We start from the raw sequence: 14,582 nt of genomic DNA on the forward strand, positions 1-14,582 counted from the left end.
ATATACAAAAATGTATTAAGATTGGTGGGTGCTGGATGTCGTTAAGAAAAAGAATGTCGATGTTAGTGGTGGTGGATTCATGCATCGTATTGTTTTCAATTTATATTGGCTATTTTTTATTGCATCCGATAAACAACCCTTTTACTGACACTTTTTTGTTGATAAGTTCACTTACAATATTTTTAGCGCATCATGGTTTTGCCATGTATTATGGACTTTATCGGAAGGTATGGGAATATGCCTCAGTAAGAGAGTTAGTGTCGATTTTTAAAGCAGTAACATTTTCAATAATAGCAGTTGCAATTATTCAATTTATCGTAAAAGGGGACATCCTGTATCGTGCATTATCTATTACATGGATGCTTCATATTCTACTAATCGGAGGATCTCGGCTTTCTTGGAGAATTATTCGAGACACCTATATATCAGGTGAGAAATTTAAAAATAATAAGAAACGCACCCTTATAATAGGAGCGGGTTCTGCTGGTACGATGATCGCTAGGCAATTATTACGAAATAGCGAAGCTGAGTTAGAGCCAATCGCTTTTCTAGATGATGACTCCACAAAAAAAGGATTAGAAATCTTTAATATCCGTGTACTAGGTGGAACAGACATTATTGCTGATGCAGTGAAAGATTTAGATATCGAACTTATTATTATTGCTATACCGTCACTCGATAAATCGACGAGTGCGATGCTCATGCAAAAATGTCTAGACACCGGTATCCGTACCCAAATTATGCCACTTATAGAAGACTTACTGACAGGTAAAGTATCTATCAACGAAATACGAGATGTGAAAATAGAAGATTTACTCGGCCGTGAAGAAGTAGAACTAGATTTAGAGTCGATCTCTACGAAACTGACAAACAAAAAAATTCTTATCACTGGAGCTGGTGGCTCCATAGGTTCTGAGATTTGTCGCCAAGTAGCAAGATTTGATCCAAAACAACTAATCCTACTAGGACACGGAGAAAATTCTATCTATACTATAGACATGGAACTACGCAAAAAAGTTTCACCAAATACAGAAATAATTCCAATTATCGCCGATATCCAAGATCGCAACCGCATTTTCGATATCGTTTCCGATTATAAACCAGATGTAATATATCATGCGGCTGCACACAAACATGTTCCTTTAATGGAATATAACCCAATGGAAGCCGTTAAAAATAACATCTTTGGTACGAAAAACGTTGCGGAAGCTGCGGACATGTTCGGTGTAAGATATTTTGTCATGATCTCGACTGACAAAGCAGTCAATCCACCTAACGTTATGGGAGCAACGAAACGTTTTGCGGAAATGATAGTTCAGAATCTTGCGAAAGAAAGCAAGACAAAGTTTGCAGCTGTACGATTTGGTAATGTTCTAGGATCCAGAGGTAGTGTTGTACCTTTATTTAAGAAACAAATAATGGCTGGTGGACCAGTGACGATAACAGATGAGCGCATGACAAGATATTTCATGACCATTCCAGAAGCTTCTAGACTAGTCATTCAAGCAGGTACGCTTGCAAGTGGTGGAGAGGTATTTGTTCTCGATATGGGTGAACCAGTGAAAATTGTGGATTTAGCTAATAATCTTATTCGATTATCTGGTTACTCAAAAGGCGAGATTGAAGTGAAAGAAACAGGAATTAGACCTGGAGAAAAACTGTATGAAGAATTGATGAATGAGAATGAAAGACAGAGTGAAGTTATATTTCCGAAGATTTATATCGGGAAAGCGACGCCGATTACTAGCAATCAATTAGATTACCTATTAGAAAAAATTCCTACACTTTCGATAGATGTATTAAAAGATACATTGGTAGGGGTAGCTAATCAGAAGAATGTTGAAGTAGAACAAAAGGTAGTGACTGTGTAACATGTGATGGAATATGGATTCCATATTTAGAACTTGATTATAAGATTGGAGAATCTGATGAGTACATTAACATTACAAACAAACTATTTAGAGTCTTATTTTCAACAAGAAGAATTACTCTTATTAAATGAATCTGTTAAAACTATTCATGAAGAAATGCATAATAGAAGTTCAGTAGGTAGTGAGTTTTTAGGATGGTTAGATTACCCCCTAGAAAACCATGATGCTCAAATAGAGGATATGTTAGAGATTGCTAAGCAAGTGCGTCAGGATGCAAAAGTATTTGTAGTCATTGGAATCGGGGGATCCTATTTAGGGTCAAAAGCCATTCAAGATGCACTTAGCCCTTACTTCCGAGTAGATGAGTCGTTCCCAGAAGTAATTTATGCAGGTCAAAATTTGAGTGGCCGTTATATGAATCAATTATTGCAATATCTAAAATATAAAGATGTATATATAAACGTGGTTTCCAAATCAGGAACAACAACAGAACCAGCAATCGCTTTTCGTATTTTACGAAAATTCATGGAAGAAAAATACGGTGAAAAAGCAAATGAACGAATAATTGTTACCACAGATAGTGAAAAAGGAGCCCTTCGGGAATTAACAAATGAAAAAGGCTATCGATCCTTCACCATCGAAGAGTCAATCGGGGGTCGCTATTCCGTCTTTACTCCAGCCGGATTATTACCGCTCGCTGTGCAAGGATACAATATCCAAGCATTAATGAGAGGAGCAAAAAAAGCAACTGTCGATTTACAAGCGAATGATATTTTTACAAACAAAGCATATCAATATGCAGCAACTCGGCAACTATTACTTTCAAAAGAGTATGAAGTAGAAGTATTAGCATCATTTGAGCCTGCTTTAAAAAACCTACATGAATGGTGGAAACAATTATTTGGAGAAAGTGAAGGGAAAGGGCATGATGGGATATTCCCAGCAGCAGTATCCTTTTCCACAGATCTTCACTCAATAGGACAGTACATTCAAGATGGAAAACGACTCTTATTTGAAACATTATTGCATTTTCATGAAGTAAAGGAAGATTGCGAAGTTCCTTATGATAGTCAAGACAAAGATCAGTTGAACTATTTAAGTGATAAAACATTGAATACTATCAATGATATTGCCACTCAAGGAACAGCGATGGCCCATGTTGAGGGTGGTGTTCCTGTAATTGGCATTGAAGTTGAACGATTAGACGAGTATCATTTGGGTTACTTAATGTACTTTTTCATGAAAGCATGCGCAATGAGTGCTTATTTGCAAGGTGTAAATCCATTTGATCAGCCAGGTGTAGAGGCATATAAACAAAAGATGTTTGATTTACTTGGGAAGAATATTGAGATAGCTAAATAAATAAGGCATAGGTGATGTTGAATGAAAAAAGTAAGAAAAGCAATTATACCGGCAGCTGGTTTGGGAACACGTTTCCTACCTGCCACAAAAGCGATGCCAAAAGAGATGTTACCGATTGTTGACAGACCTACCATTGAATATATTGTAGAGGAAGCAATTGCATCTGGCATAGAGGATATTATTATTGTTACGGGTAAAGGAAAACGTGCAATAGAAGATCATTTTGATAGAAATTTAGAGTTGGAAGATAATTTGATGGAAAAAGGGAAGTTTGAATTACTAGAAAAAGTCAATCAATCTTCTAAAGTGGAAATCCACTACATACGACAAAAAGAACCTAAAGGATTGGGCCATGCTGTATGGTGTGCACGTAATTTTATCGGTGATGAACCATTTGCTGTATTACTAGGTGATGATATCGTACAAGCTGAAAAACCTTGCCTTAAACAATTAATCGAGCAATATGATGAAACTGGATCATCTGTGATCGGCGTTCAAACAGTTGCGGATGAAAATACGCACCGATATGGAATTATTGATCCAAGCTCAAAAGAGGGTAGACGTTATCAAGTGAGTCATTTTGTAGAAAAGCCTGCACAAGGTACTGCACCTTCTAATTTGGCGATTATGGGACGTTATATTTTAACACCTGAGATTTTTAAGTTTCTGAAAAAGCAGGAAACTGGAGCTGGTGGAGAGATTCAGTTGACGGATGCGATTCAACACCTTAACCAAGAGCAGAATGTATATGCTTATGACTTTGAAGGTAAGCGATATGATGTTGGGGAGAAGTTGGGGTTTATACAGACTACTATTGAGATGGCTTTGGGGAAAGAAGAATTAAGAACGGATTTGCTTTTGTATCTTGAAAAGATTCTTGAGGAAGAGAGAGTTAAGTAGAGAAATGGATATGTGCCCCTAGTGGGGCAAGTTTTTGTTAGGAGTATGAGGGGAATAAAAGGTGTTTTTATGCTTAGAGTTTGTAAAGTATTTGAGATTCGGTCTATATTTTGGGATGAAATGTTAGAATAGGCAGTGAGATAGCAAGGGTAATGGTGATTGAATTGGATTAGTGGTTTAGTAGTTGGGGGGAAGGCTTTTGGTTCCTTATAAGTGCTAAGCGACTAAAAATAGTGAAATTTAATATCTAATCACAACTATAAATAGTTAAGTATCCTGTGATTATTGAATTTGAATATTAAATTTGTGGATTTGAAAAGATGAATAAAAACTTGCTAATATTAGGTGCTGGTGGTCATGGAAGAGTAGTTAAAGAGACAGCAGTAGCGATGGGGTACTTTAATAAGATTAATTTTCTAGACAATCAATCCGAGTTATCTATAGGAAAGTGTGAGGATATTAGGCAATTCTATAATAACTATTCAATTGCTTTTGCTGCCTTTGGTGACAATGAGCAGAGAATGAAATGGATTGAAGAACTGATTGAAATCGGGTTTCAATTGCCAATCTTGAACCATCCTAATGCGTACGTTAGTCCGTTAGCAAGAATTGAAGTAGGCTCCATAGTTTGTGCAAAGGCAGTTATTAATACTAATGCAGTTATTGAGAAGGGTAGCATAATTAGTATTGGTGCATTAGTGGATCATGATTGTTTTATCGGTGAGTTCTCTCATATTAATTCAGGTACGATTGTTAAAGTTGGCTGTAGGATTGATAGATTAAAGAAAGTTGATGCCGGAATGGTTTATTCAAATAAAAACATTTTAGATAATTATAGATTTGAAGTTGGAGTGTGAACTGGATGTATATGGTAGTGAAAAGACTGATAGATATTGTTCTTTCTTTAATAGGGCTAATTGTATTATCACCTATATTTTTAATATTAATAATAGCAATAAAACTAGATTCAAAGGGTCCTGTGCTATTTAAACAAAATAGAGTAGGAATTAATAAAAATCATTTCAATATATTAAAGTTTCGTACGATGAGAATAGATACTCCAAAGGATACTCCAACACATTTACTTGATGATCCAGAACAATACATTACCAAAACGGGCAAGTTTCTAAGGAAGACTTCACTTGATGAGTTACCGCAGATTTGGAATATTTTTGTTGGGGAAATGAGTATTATTGGGCCAAGACCAGCACTTTGGAATCAGTATGATTTGATAGCAGAACGTGATAAGTATAGAGCTAATGATATACCTCCTGGTTTAACTGGATGGGCTCAGATTAATGGACGGGATGAGCTACCTATCGAGGTGAAGGCGAAGTTAGATGGGGAGTATGTTGAGAAGATTGGTTTATTGATGGATGTTAGGTGTTTTTTGGGGACGATTGTTAGTGTTGTTAAGAGTGATGGAGTTGTTGAAGGTGGGACTGGATCAAAGAAGTAAGTTAAGTATAATAAAATGACAGTATGTTAAAGGAAGTAAATGGAATAAGGGGTGCAGAAATGTTATTAGTTACAGGGATTACAGGACATAGTGGCAGGTATTTCTTGCAAGAGCTTATTAAAAATAAATATGAAGGTCCAATTCGTTGTATTATCAGAGAAAACTCTGAAACAACGTTGATAGATAATTCGGGATTAAATATAGAAAAGATAGTTGGAGATTTAGAAAATCAAGAGTTTATGAATGAAGTTATGAGCGGTATTAATACAGTTGTGCATATAGCATCTATCTTTTATTCAGTTACTTTAATGAGAGCGGCAGTTAAAAATGATGTTAAGAGAGCAATACTTGTTCATACAACCGGAATTTACTCAAAGTATAAGAGTGCATCAGAAGAATATAAGAGTATTGAAAATAGCATCGACTATATAATTAAGGAAAGCAGTTCAACAATAGGCCTTATATATTTAAGACCTACTATGATTTATGGATATATCAATGATAGTAATATGATTGTTTTCATAAAAATGGTAGATAGATTAAGGTTATTTCCAATCATTGACCAAGGAAGGAATATGCTGCAGCCTGTTAATGGAAGAGATTTAGGAAAAGCATACTATCAGGTATTAAATAAATCTAAAATAATGGAAGGCGATTATATTTTATCCGGTGAAAATCCTATTTCAATGAAAGATTTGTTTAAGTTGATTAGTAAAATTCTAGATAAGAAGACTACCTTTATTAATGTCCCTTTAGCGTTAGGTGTTTTTATGGCTAAATTCCTCAAAGTCTGCTCGCTTGGAAAAGTTGATTATATTGAGAGAGTTCAGAGGATGGGAGAAGATAGAAGCTTTTTATATAAAAACGCTACAAGAGATTTTGGTTATCAACCTATGTCGCTATCTGAGGGATTAAAAATTGAAATTGAAGAGTATTTGAAAAAGGTTCAATAGAAATTGGAGGATTATAGTTAAATGAAAATCTTAGTTGTCTGCCAATATTATTATCCGGAACCTTTTCGCATTTCAGATATATGTGAAACATTAGTGGGAAAAGGACATGATGTAACAGTACTTACTGGACTTCCGAATTATCCAGAGGGGCAAGTACTTGAGGGTTATCGGCATGGCAGGAAAAGGAATGAAGTGTTAAACGGTGTAAAGGTAATACGAAGTTTTGAGATAGGCCGTGGAAATAATAAATTAAAGCTTTTTTTGAACTATTTTAGCTTTGCTGTTTCAGGTTCTTTGAAGGCACTCTTTATGAATGAAAAATTTGATGTAGTATTAGTCAATCAACTTTCCCCCGTAATGATGGGGATCCCTGCTATTGTTTATAAAAAAAAGCACAAGACAAAGGTTTTACTTTATTGTCTAGATCTATGGCCTGATAGTTTAGCGGCTGGTGGCATCAAAGAAAGTTCAATGATCTATAAGTTTTTTATGAAGCTTTCTAAATGGATTTATAACTCTGCAGATTCCATAGCAGTAACTTCTAGTATGTTTAAAGAATATTTTAGGAGTACTCTTGGGGAGTATAAGAAGGAAATACATCATCTACCGCAATATGCGGAAGACTTGTTTTCTGAAAGCATTGAAGTTCCTAAAAATGATAAATATAATTTTGTTTTTGCTGGAAATATTGGCGATATGCAAAGCGTGGAAACGATAGTTAAAGCAGCGAATGAATTGTGTAAGCACTCTGATATTACATTTCATATAGTCGGAGATGGATCTAAATTAGAGGAATGTAAGATGCTAAGCCAAAAAATGAAGTTAGACAACATAATATATTATGGAAGAAGACCCGTAAGTGAAATGCCGTATTATTATGCGTTAGCAGATGCAATGTTAATTACCTTGAAGAATAATAAGGCTATATCATATACGCTGCCAGGTAAAGTGCAGTCTTATATGGCTGCTCGTAAACCCATAATCGGAGCCATTAATGGAGAGGCAAGTCACGTGATAAGAGAGTCTGGTTGTGGATTTTGTTGTGCTGCTGAAAATTATAAAGAATTAGCAAACTTAATATTAGAGTTCTGTAACAGTGATAAAAAAGAAGAAATGGCTATCAGATCATATGATTATTATATTAGAAATTTCAGTAAGGAAAGATTTATTTCGTTGTTAGAAAAAAAACTAACTGACTTGGGGATATAGAAGATGTTTAAAGATAAAACTTTATTAATAACAGGTGGCACTGGCTCTTTCGGGAATGCAGTAATGGAGCGATTTTTACATACAGATATTAAAGAAATACGTATATTTTCTAGAGATGAGAAGAAACAAGACGACATGCGTAAAAGTTATAATAATGATAAATTGAAATTTTATATTGGAGACGTTAGAGATTTAGCGAGTGTAAAATATGCTATGAATGAAGTCGACTATGTATTTCATGCTGCCGCTTTAAAACAAGTACCATCATGCGAATTTTTTCCTATGGAAGCAGTTAAAACTAATGTAATTGGAACGGAAAATGTTTTAAATGCATCGATTGAATATGGAGTGAAAAAGGTAATTTGTCTCTCTACTGATAAGGCGGCGTATCCAATAAATGCGATGGGTATTTCTAAGGCTATGATGGAAAAAGTTTTTGTTGCCAAAGCAAAAACTGTTTCACCTGAAAAAACATTAATTTGTGGAACAAGATACGGAAACGTGATGGCTTCACGTGGTTCAGTTATCCCACTTTTTGTGGAGCAACTGAAAGCCGGAAAACCACTTACAGTAACTGATCCAGAAATGACTCGCTTTTTAATGAGTTTAGAAGAAGCAGTTGAACTTGTAGTCTTTGCATTTCAAAATGCTAATGCAGGAGATATTATGGTGCAAAAATCACCAGCGTCTACAATTGCAGATTTGGCACAAGCAGTGAAAGAATTGTTTAATGCTGATAATGAAATCAAGATAATAGGTACAAGACATGGTGAAAAACTTTTCGAGACATTATTAACTAGAGAAGAAAATGTCATTGCTGATGATTTGGAAGGATTTTACAGAGTTCCAGCTGATAATCGAGATTTAAATTATGATAAATATTTTGAAGATGGAGATAAAAAACTTTCATCGGATGAAGAATATAATTCTCATAACACCTATCGTCTTACAATTGAACAGATAAAAGATAAACTGTTCAATTTACCTTATATTCAAGATGAATTGAAAGGATGGAATAATTAGTGAAAATTCTTGTAACAGGTGCTTCGGGATTTGTTGGTAAAAACTTAGTTGCTGAGTTAAAAAATAGAGGCTATGAGGACTTGTTTTTATACACAAGAGAAAATTCATTGGAGGATTTACAACAATTTTTGAAAGAATGTGAATTTGTATTTCATTTAGCGGGTATCAACCGTCCAGAAAATGAAAAAGAATTTATGGAAGGCAACTTTGAATTTACCTCTAAATTGCTAGAACTATTAAAGGCAAGTGGTAATAAAGCTCCTGTACTTATTACTTCATCTACTCAAGCAGAGAAGGATAATCCATATGGTAGAAGTAAGAAGGCTGGAGAGGATTTACTATTTGATTATCAAAAAGAAACGGATGCAAAAGTGTACGTTTATAGATTACCTAATATATTTGGTAAGTGGAGTAGACCTAATTATAATACAGTGGTAGCTACTTTTTGTCATAATTTAGCTAGAGACATAGACATTCAAATAAACAATCCAGATGCAGAATTTAATTTATGTTATATTGACGATGTATTAGAAGAATTTACAAGAGCCTTAGAAGGTAATCCAACTTTCCATGATGACTACTGTATTGTACCTGTATCACATAATATTAAGCTTGGAGAATTGGCTGAGCTTATAAAAAGCTTCAGGGTTAGCAGAACAAATTTAAATATTGCTAATATGGAAGATGCGTTTACTAAAAAACTATATAGTACATATCTAAGCTTTTTACCGGAAGATCAGTTTTCTTATGATTTGAAGATGAATATTGATCAACGAGGATCATTTACTGAATTTATTAGAACTCCTGAAAGAGGTCAAGTTTCAGTCAATGTATCAAAACCTGGTATTACAAAAGGTAATCATTGGCACCATACAAAAAATGAAAAATTCTTAGTGGTTAGTGGGAAAGGTTTAATTCGGTTTAGAAAATTAGATTCTGACGAAATTATTGAGTATAAAGTAAGCGGAGAAAAGTTGCAGGTTGTAGATATACCAATAGGATATACACATTCCATTGTAAATGTAGGAGATAATGATCTTGTAACGGTTATGTGGGTAAATGAATGTTTCGACTCAGAAAAGCCAGACACATATTACTTGGAGGTATAATAAATGAAAAAATTAAAAGTAATGACAGTTGTAGGTACCAGACCAGAGATTATAAGACTGTCAGCTGTTATAAATAAATTAGGTGAATCAAATGCAATAGAACATACACTAGTCCATACCGGTCAAAACTATGATTATGAATTAAATGAAGTGTTTTTTAAGGACTTTAATCTAAAAAAGCCAGATTACTTTTTGAATGCTGCTACTGGAACAGCAATTGAGACAGTAGGAAATATTCTTATTAAGATTGATCCGATATTAGAAGAAGTGCAGCCAGATGCATTTTTAGTTCTAGGGGACACGAATAGCTGTTTATGTGCAATTGCAGCTAAGCGAAGACATATTCCAATTTTCCATATGGAAGCGGGAAATCGCTGTTTCGATCAACGAGTACCGGAAGAAACGAATAGAAAAATTGTCGATCATACGGCTGACGTTAACTTAACATATAGCGATATTGCAAGGGAGTATTTGTTAAGAGAAGGCCTACCTGCTGATAGAATTATTAAGACGGGAAGCCCAATGTTCGAAGTTCTTAATTCTAGAAAAGATGACATTGAGAAATCAGATGTTTTAGAGAGATTAGACCTTAAAGAAGGAAAATATTTTGTAATATCTGCACATAGAGAAGAAAATATAAATTCAGAAACTAATTTCTTGGATTTAGTAGATAGCTTAAATGCAGTTGCAAATAAGTATAATATACCTGTGATTGTAAGTACACATCCTAGAACGCAAAATATGATAAATGCAAAAGGGATAGAGTTTAATCCATTGGTGAAGACATTGAAACCTTTAGGGTTTAATGATTATGTGAAGCTTCAAATTAAAGCTAAAACTGTTCTTAGTGATAGTGGGACCATTAGTGAAGAATCTTCAATTCTTGACTTTAGAGCACTTAATATCAGACAAGCTCATGAAAGACCTGAGGCGATGGAAGAAGGTTCTGTTATGATGGTGGGATTAAAGAAGGAAAGAATTTTACAGGGGTTAGAAATATTAGAAACACAAGAAAAAGAAACATTAAGACTCGTTGAGGATTATAGTATGCCCAATGTAGCGGAAAAGGTACTTAGGATAATTTTATCTTATACAGATTATGTGAATCGGGTTGTTTGGAGTAAAAACTAATGAAAGTATTACAAATTAACTCAGTTTGTGGAGTAGGAAGTACAGGACGTATTGCAACAAATATTAGTAGGATTTTAAAATCAAAAGGACACGAAAGCTATATTGCATATGGTAGGGGTACAGCGCAAGAAGAATTAAACACAATAAGAATAGGTACTAAATTAGATAACTATACTCATGTTGCTGAAACAAGATTGCTGGATTTACATGGTTTTGGATCGAAGTCAGCAACAAAACAATTTATTCAAAAAGTAAAAGAAATTAATCCAGATATTATTCATCTACATAATCTACATGGTTATTATATAAATATCGAAATATTATTCAAATATTTAAAAGAGTCGAACAAAAAAGTTGTATGGACATTGCATGATTGCTGGGCATTTACCGGTCATTGTGTTCACTTCGAATACATTAAATGCAATAAGTGGAAAACAAACTGTCAGTCTTGTCCACAAAAAAAAGAATATCCAGTTAGTTTATTTCTCGATAATTCAGAAAAAAACTTTTTTAATAAGAAAGAACTATTTACAGGTTTAAATAATTTAACTATTGTCACACCTTCGAAATGGTTAACAAATTTAGTTAAGCAATCTTTCTTAGGAATTTATCCAATTAAGACTATTAACAATGGTATAGACTTAGATGTATTTAAACCAACTAAAAGTAATTTCAGAGAAAAGTATAATATTGGAAAAAGTTTTATCGTACTTGGTGTGGCTAGGTGGGATAAAAGAAAAGGGTTAGATTATTTAATTCAGTTATCTAAACATCTTAATAATGATTATCAAGTAGTTGTAGTTGGTCTTACAGAAAATCAAAAATCAATGCTTCCTGAGAATATTATTGGTATAACACAAACTAATAATATTGAAAAACTTGTAGAAATTTATTCTGCTGCAAATGTTTTTGTGAACCCAACTTTTGAGGATAATTTTCCTACTACCAATTTAGAGGCTTTAGCCTGCGGCATCCCAGTTATTACATTTGATACTGGAGGAAGTGCAGAAAGTATTGACGAAAATACAGGCTTTGTAATTGAACAGGGAAATTTCGAACAGTTAATGAATATAGTAATAAAATTGAAAAAAACAGATCTTGACTATAAGGAAAATTGCATAAATAGAGTTAAAGAAGAATTTTTAAGTGAAAATAAATATTTAGAATATATTAAGTTATATGAGAATCTAACTTGTTAAAATTATAGAAGGTATTTTAAATAGTATATTTTATAGGTTGGGGATTACTATTTAGAATTGAAAATATTTAGTATTTATTGAGGTGTTTAAATGGAACCAATAAGAATACTCTATGTGAACGGAGGCATAATGAGTCGTGGCGGTATAGAATCTTTCATGATGAATTATTATAGATACTTTGATAAAGAAAAAATCCAAGTTGATTTTATTGTACATGGATTTGAAAAGGGAGTATATGATGATGAAATAACTAATATGGGTGGAAGAATTTATAATGTACCGGTAAAAAGCAAGGATTATTTTGGTAATGTAAATGCATTGAACAAAATTTTTAGTAGTGGAAAATATAAAATTGTTCATTCTCATATGGATGCTATGAGCATGGTTGTTTTAAAACAAGCTAAGAAATGTGGAATTTCTATTAGAATTGCTCATAGTCATAATACTCAACACTTAACGAATAATCGAATAAAGTATTTACTTAATGAATACGCTAGAAAAAATGTTTCAAGATACGCGACCCATTATGTTGCTTGCTCTGAGCCAGCAGCTAGATGGTTATTTGGAAATGAAAATGTTGATGATAATAAAGTTATCTATATAAAGAATGCTATTGATTTGGATAAATATAAGTTTGATAATCTCACTCGAGAAAATATTAGAAGAGAGTATGATTTGAAGAATGAATTTGTTATTGGTCATGTAGGAAGATTTGATTATCAAAAAAATCATTTTTTTCTATTAGATATATTTAAAGATATATTGAAAGTACAACCTAATGCTAGACTTTTTTTAATTGGAGATGGACATCTTAGAAATAAGATTGAAACAAAAATATTAGAATTGAATATTAAGGATAAAGTAATTCTAGCTGGAATTAAAGATGATGTAGATAGAATTATGAATGCTTTTGATGTTTTTTGTCTGCCGTCTCATTTTGAAGGGTTAGGTATCGTGCTAGTAGAAGCTCAGACTAATGGATTAATGTGTATTACTTCAAATGAGGTGCCCAGGGAAGTAAATATTAGCGGTGAAACTCAATTCATTAGCTTAAATGCTCCTATAGAAAAATGGGTTAATAGTTTATTAGATGTAAAGGAGAATATAAATAGAAATATTAACTACGACTACTTTATAAACGCAGGATATTCAATAGTTAATGAATCTCAAAGATTAGAGAATATTTACTTGAAATTATCAGGAGTGAAAGCATGAAGGTCTTAATTATTAGTAATATACCCTCACCTTATAGGATAGACTTCTTTAATGAGTTAGGAAAAGCTGTTGATCTTACTGTAATATTTGAAGCTAAATTAGCTAACGAAATTAAGTTTAATTGGAACCTCGAAGAAATAAAGTGGTTTAAAGCAAAATTTTTAAAAGAGAGTAACATAGAAGAAAAAAAAGTTGATTGGAGTATATTAAAATATATAAAAAAAAATTATTATGACGTAATTATAGTTACAAGTTATGCGTATCTAACTGAAATGGTTGCATTATTGACTTTAAAGTTTAAAAAAATCCCGTATTACCTGGAGATTGATGGGGGATTAATTCGGACTGATGAAAATTATTTCAAAAGCAAATTAAAATCTTTCTTGATTTCCAATGCCAAAGGCTATTTTAGCCCTAGCAAATCTTCTGATGATTTTCTGGTTTATTATGGAGCTGATAGAGAACAGATTTATCGTTATCCTTTCACATCCCTCAAGAGGGAAGACATATTAAATGAGGTTATTCAGGCAGATGAAAAATCAGTACTTAAAAAACAACTAAATATACAGGAAGAAAAGGTAGTTCTTTCGGTCGGTAGATTTATACATGGCAAAGGTTTTGATGTACTATTAAATGCTTGTAACGAAATAGGAAAAGATATAGGTGTGTATATTGTGGGTGGTAATCCAACTGATGAATACGTGAAGTTGAAAAATAAATATAATCTTACCAATGTACATTTTATTGGATTTAAAACAAAAGAGGAATTAAAGAATTACTATAAAGCTGCGGATTTATTTGTACTGCCAACCAGAGGAGATGTTTGGGGTCTTGTTATAAATGAGGCCATGTGTCATGGGCTTCCTGTTATAACTACAGATAAATGTGTTGCGGGTATAGAGCTAATTGAAAATTATAGAAACGGGTTTATTGTCCCGGTAGATCATAGTGGAGAGTTATCAGAAAAAATGAATATAATTCTTGAAGATATGGAAACAAAAAACAATATGTCAAATCAAAATTTAGAAGTTATAAGGAAATACACTATTGAAAATATGGTAAATAAGCATTTAGAAATTTTAAAAGTGAAAGAAAATAGTAAGTTTGAGTTTATTTAAAGTTCTGAATTTTAGATTTGAATTAATTAAAAG

Annotated in this window: 13 protein-coding genes; all 13 read left to right on the forward strand. The window is 33.1% G+C overall.

The window, feature by feature from the left end:
* The first annotated feature begins 35 nt into the window (after positions 1-35).
* The 13 genes from ACIP9W_RS03380 (at position 36) to ACIP9W_RS03440 (ending at position 14,549) form a co-directional block, all read left to right on the forward strand.
* Positions 36-1,871, forward strand: coding sequence for a polysaccharide biosynthesis protein (locus tag ACIP9W_RS03380; protein ID WP_400786035.1), 1,836 nt, complete (start codon positions 36-38; stop codon positions 1,869-1,871).
* Positions 1,872-1,928: 57 nt separating this feature from the next.
* Complete coding sequence (locus tag ACIP9W_RS03385) at positions 1,929-3,233, forward strand: glucose-6-phosphate isomerase (protein WP_400786038.1); 1,305 nt, start codon at positions 1,929-1,931, stop codon at positions 3,231-3,233.
* A 21-nt stretch (positions 3,234-3,254) separates the two neighbouring features.
* Positions 3,255-4,133 carry a UTP--glucose-1-phosphate uridylyltransferase GalU gene (gene galU, locus ACIP9W_RS03390; protein WP_400786040.1) on the forward strand — a complete coding sequence of 293 codons (879 nt, stop codon included), beginning with the start codon at positions 3,255-3,257 and terminating at the stop codon, positions 4,131-4,133.
* Between the two features lie 320 nt (positions 4,134-4,453).
* Entirely contained in the window at positions 4,454-4,990 is a 537-nt protein-coding gene (locus ACIP9W_RS03395; protein WP_400786042.1) for a PglD-related sugar-binding protein, read from the forward strand.
* A gap of 5 nt (positions 4,991-4,995) precedes the next feature.
* Positions 4,996-5,592 carry a sugar transferase gene (locus tag ACIP9W_RS03400; RefSeq protein ID WP_400786044.1) on the forward strand — a complete coding sequence of 199 codons (597 nt, stop codon included), beginning with the start codon at positions 4,996-4,998 and terminating at the stop codon, positions 5,590-5,592.
* Positions 5,593-5,651: 59 nt separating this feature from the next.
* Positions 5,652-6,545, forward strand: a complete 894-nt coding sequence (locus ACIP9W_RS03405) for an NAD-dependent epimerase/dehydratase family protein (protein WP_400786046.1) — start codon at positions 5,652-5,654, stop codon at positions 6,543-6,545.
* Positions 6,546-6,566: 21 nt separating this feature from the next.
* Positions 6,567-7,754: a glycosyltransferase family 4 protein gene (locus tag ACIP9W_RS03410; protein ID WP_400786048.1), complete on the forward strand. Its 1,188-nt coding sequence runs from the start codon at positions 6,567-6,569 to the stop codon at positions 7,752-7,754.
* Between the two features lie 3 nt (positions 7,755-7,757).
* Positions 7,758-8,777: a polysaccharide biosynthesis protein gene (locus ACIP9W_RS03415; RefSeq protein WP_400786050.1), complete on the forward strand. Its 1,020-nt coding sequence runs from the start codon at positions 7,758-7,760 to the stop codon at positions 8,775-8,777.
* Complete coding sequence (locus ACIP9W_RS03420; protein WP_400786052.1) at positions 8,777-9,886, forward strand: capsular polysaccharide biosynthesis protein CapF; 1,110 nt, start codon at positions 8,777-8,779, stop codon at positions 9,884-9,886. The genes ACIP9W_RS03415 and ACIP9W_RS03420 overlap by 1 nt, the downstream gene beginning before the upstream one ends.
* Positions 9,887-9,889: 3 nt before the next feature.
* Positions 9,890-11,017: a non-hydrolyzing UDP-N-acetylglucosamine 2-epimerase gene (wecB, locus tag ACIP9W_RS03425; protein ID WP_400786054.1), complete on the forward strand. Its 1,128-nt coding sequence runs from the start codon at positions 9,890-9,892 to the stop codon at positions 11,015-11,017.
* The gene (locus ACIP9W_RS03430) at positions 11,017-12,216 is read left to right on the forward strand and encodes a glycosyltransferase (RefSeq protein WP_400786056.1); all 1,200 of its coding nucleotides are present in this window, start codon (positions 11,017-11,019) and stop codon (positions 12,214-12,216) included. Before wecB ends, ACIP9W_RS03430 begins: the two co-directional genes overlap by 1 nt.
* Positions 12,217-12,345: 129 nt before the next feature.
* The gene (locus ACIP9W_RS03435) at positions 12,346-13,431 is read left to right on the forward strand and encodes a glycosyltransferase family 1 protein (RefSeq protein WP_400786058.1); all 1,086 of its coding nucleotides are present in this window, start codon (positions 12,346-12,348) and stop codon (positions 13,429-13,431) included.
* Positions 13,428-14,549: a glycosyltransferase family 4 protein gene (locus tag ACIP9W_RS03440; RefSeq protein ID WP_400786060.1), complete on the forward strand. Its 1,122-nt coding sequence runs from the start codon at positions 13,428-13,430 to the stop codon at positions 14,547-14,549. The genes ACIP9W_RS03435 and ACIP9W_RS03440 overlap by 4 nt, the downstream gene beginning before the upstream one ends.
* The last annotated feature ends 33 nt before the right edge of the window (positions 14,550-14,582 follow it).

This window comes from Psychrobacillus sp. NPDC093180 (assembly GCF_044754065.1).
GTDB lineage: Bacteria > Bacillota > Bacilli > Bacillales_A > Planococcaceae > Psychrobacillus.

Excerpts from the sequence above, each read along its gene's own strand:
- ACIP9W_RS03380 (WP_400786035.1), top strand. The coding sequence starts at position 36 with ATGTCGTTAAGAAAAAGAATGTCGATGTTAGTGGTGGTGGATTCATGC.
- galU (WP_400786040.1), top strand. The coding sequence starts at position 3,255 with ATGAAAAAAGTAAGAAAAGCAATTATACCGGCAGCTGGTTTGGGAACA.
- wecB (WP_400786054.1), top strand. The coding sequence starts at position 9,890 with ATGAAAAAATTAAAAGTAATGACAGTTGTAGGTACCAGACCAGAGATT.
- ACIP9W_RS03435 (WP_400786058.1), top strand. The coding sequence starts at position 12,346 with ATGAGTCGTGGCGGTATAGAATCTTTCATGATGAATTATTATAGATAC.
- ACIP9W_RS03440 (WP_400786060.1), top strand. The coding sequence starts at position 13,428 with ATGAAGGTCTTAATTATTAGTAATATACCCTCACCTTATAGGATAGAC.
- ACIP9W_RS03430 (WP_400786056.1), top strand. The coding sequence starts at position 11,017 with ATGAAAGTATTACAAATTAACTCAGTTTGTGGAGTAGGAAGTACAGGA.
- ACIP9W_RS03395 (WP_400786042.1), top strand. The coding sequence starts at position 4,454 with ATGAATAAAAACTTGCTAATATTAGGTGCTGGTGGTCATGGAAGAGTA.
- ACIP9W_RS03400 (WP_400786044.1), top strand. The coding sequence starts at position 4,996 with ATGTATATGGTAGTGAAAAGACTGATAGATATTGTTCTTTCTTTAATA.
- ACIP9W_RS03405 (WP_400786046.1), top strand. The coding sequence starts at position 5,652 with ATGTTATTAGTTACAGGGATTACAGGACATAGTGGCAGGTATTTCTTG.
- ACIP9W_RS03410 (WP_400786048.1), top strand. The coding sequence starts at position 6,567 with ATGAAAATCTTAGTTGTCTGCCAATATTATTATCCGGAACCTTTTCGC.
- ACIP9W_RS03415 (WP_400786050.1), top strand. The coding sequence starts at position 7,758 with ATGTTTAAAGATAAAACTTTATTAATAACAGGTGGCACTGGCTCTTTC.
- ACIP9W_RS03385 (WP_400786038.1), top strand. The coding sequence starts at position 1,929 with ATGAGTACATTAACATTACAAACAAACTATTTAGAGTCTTATTTTCAA.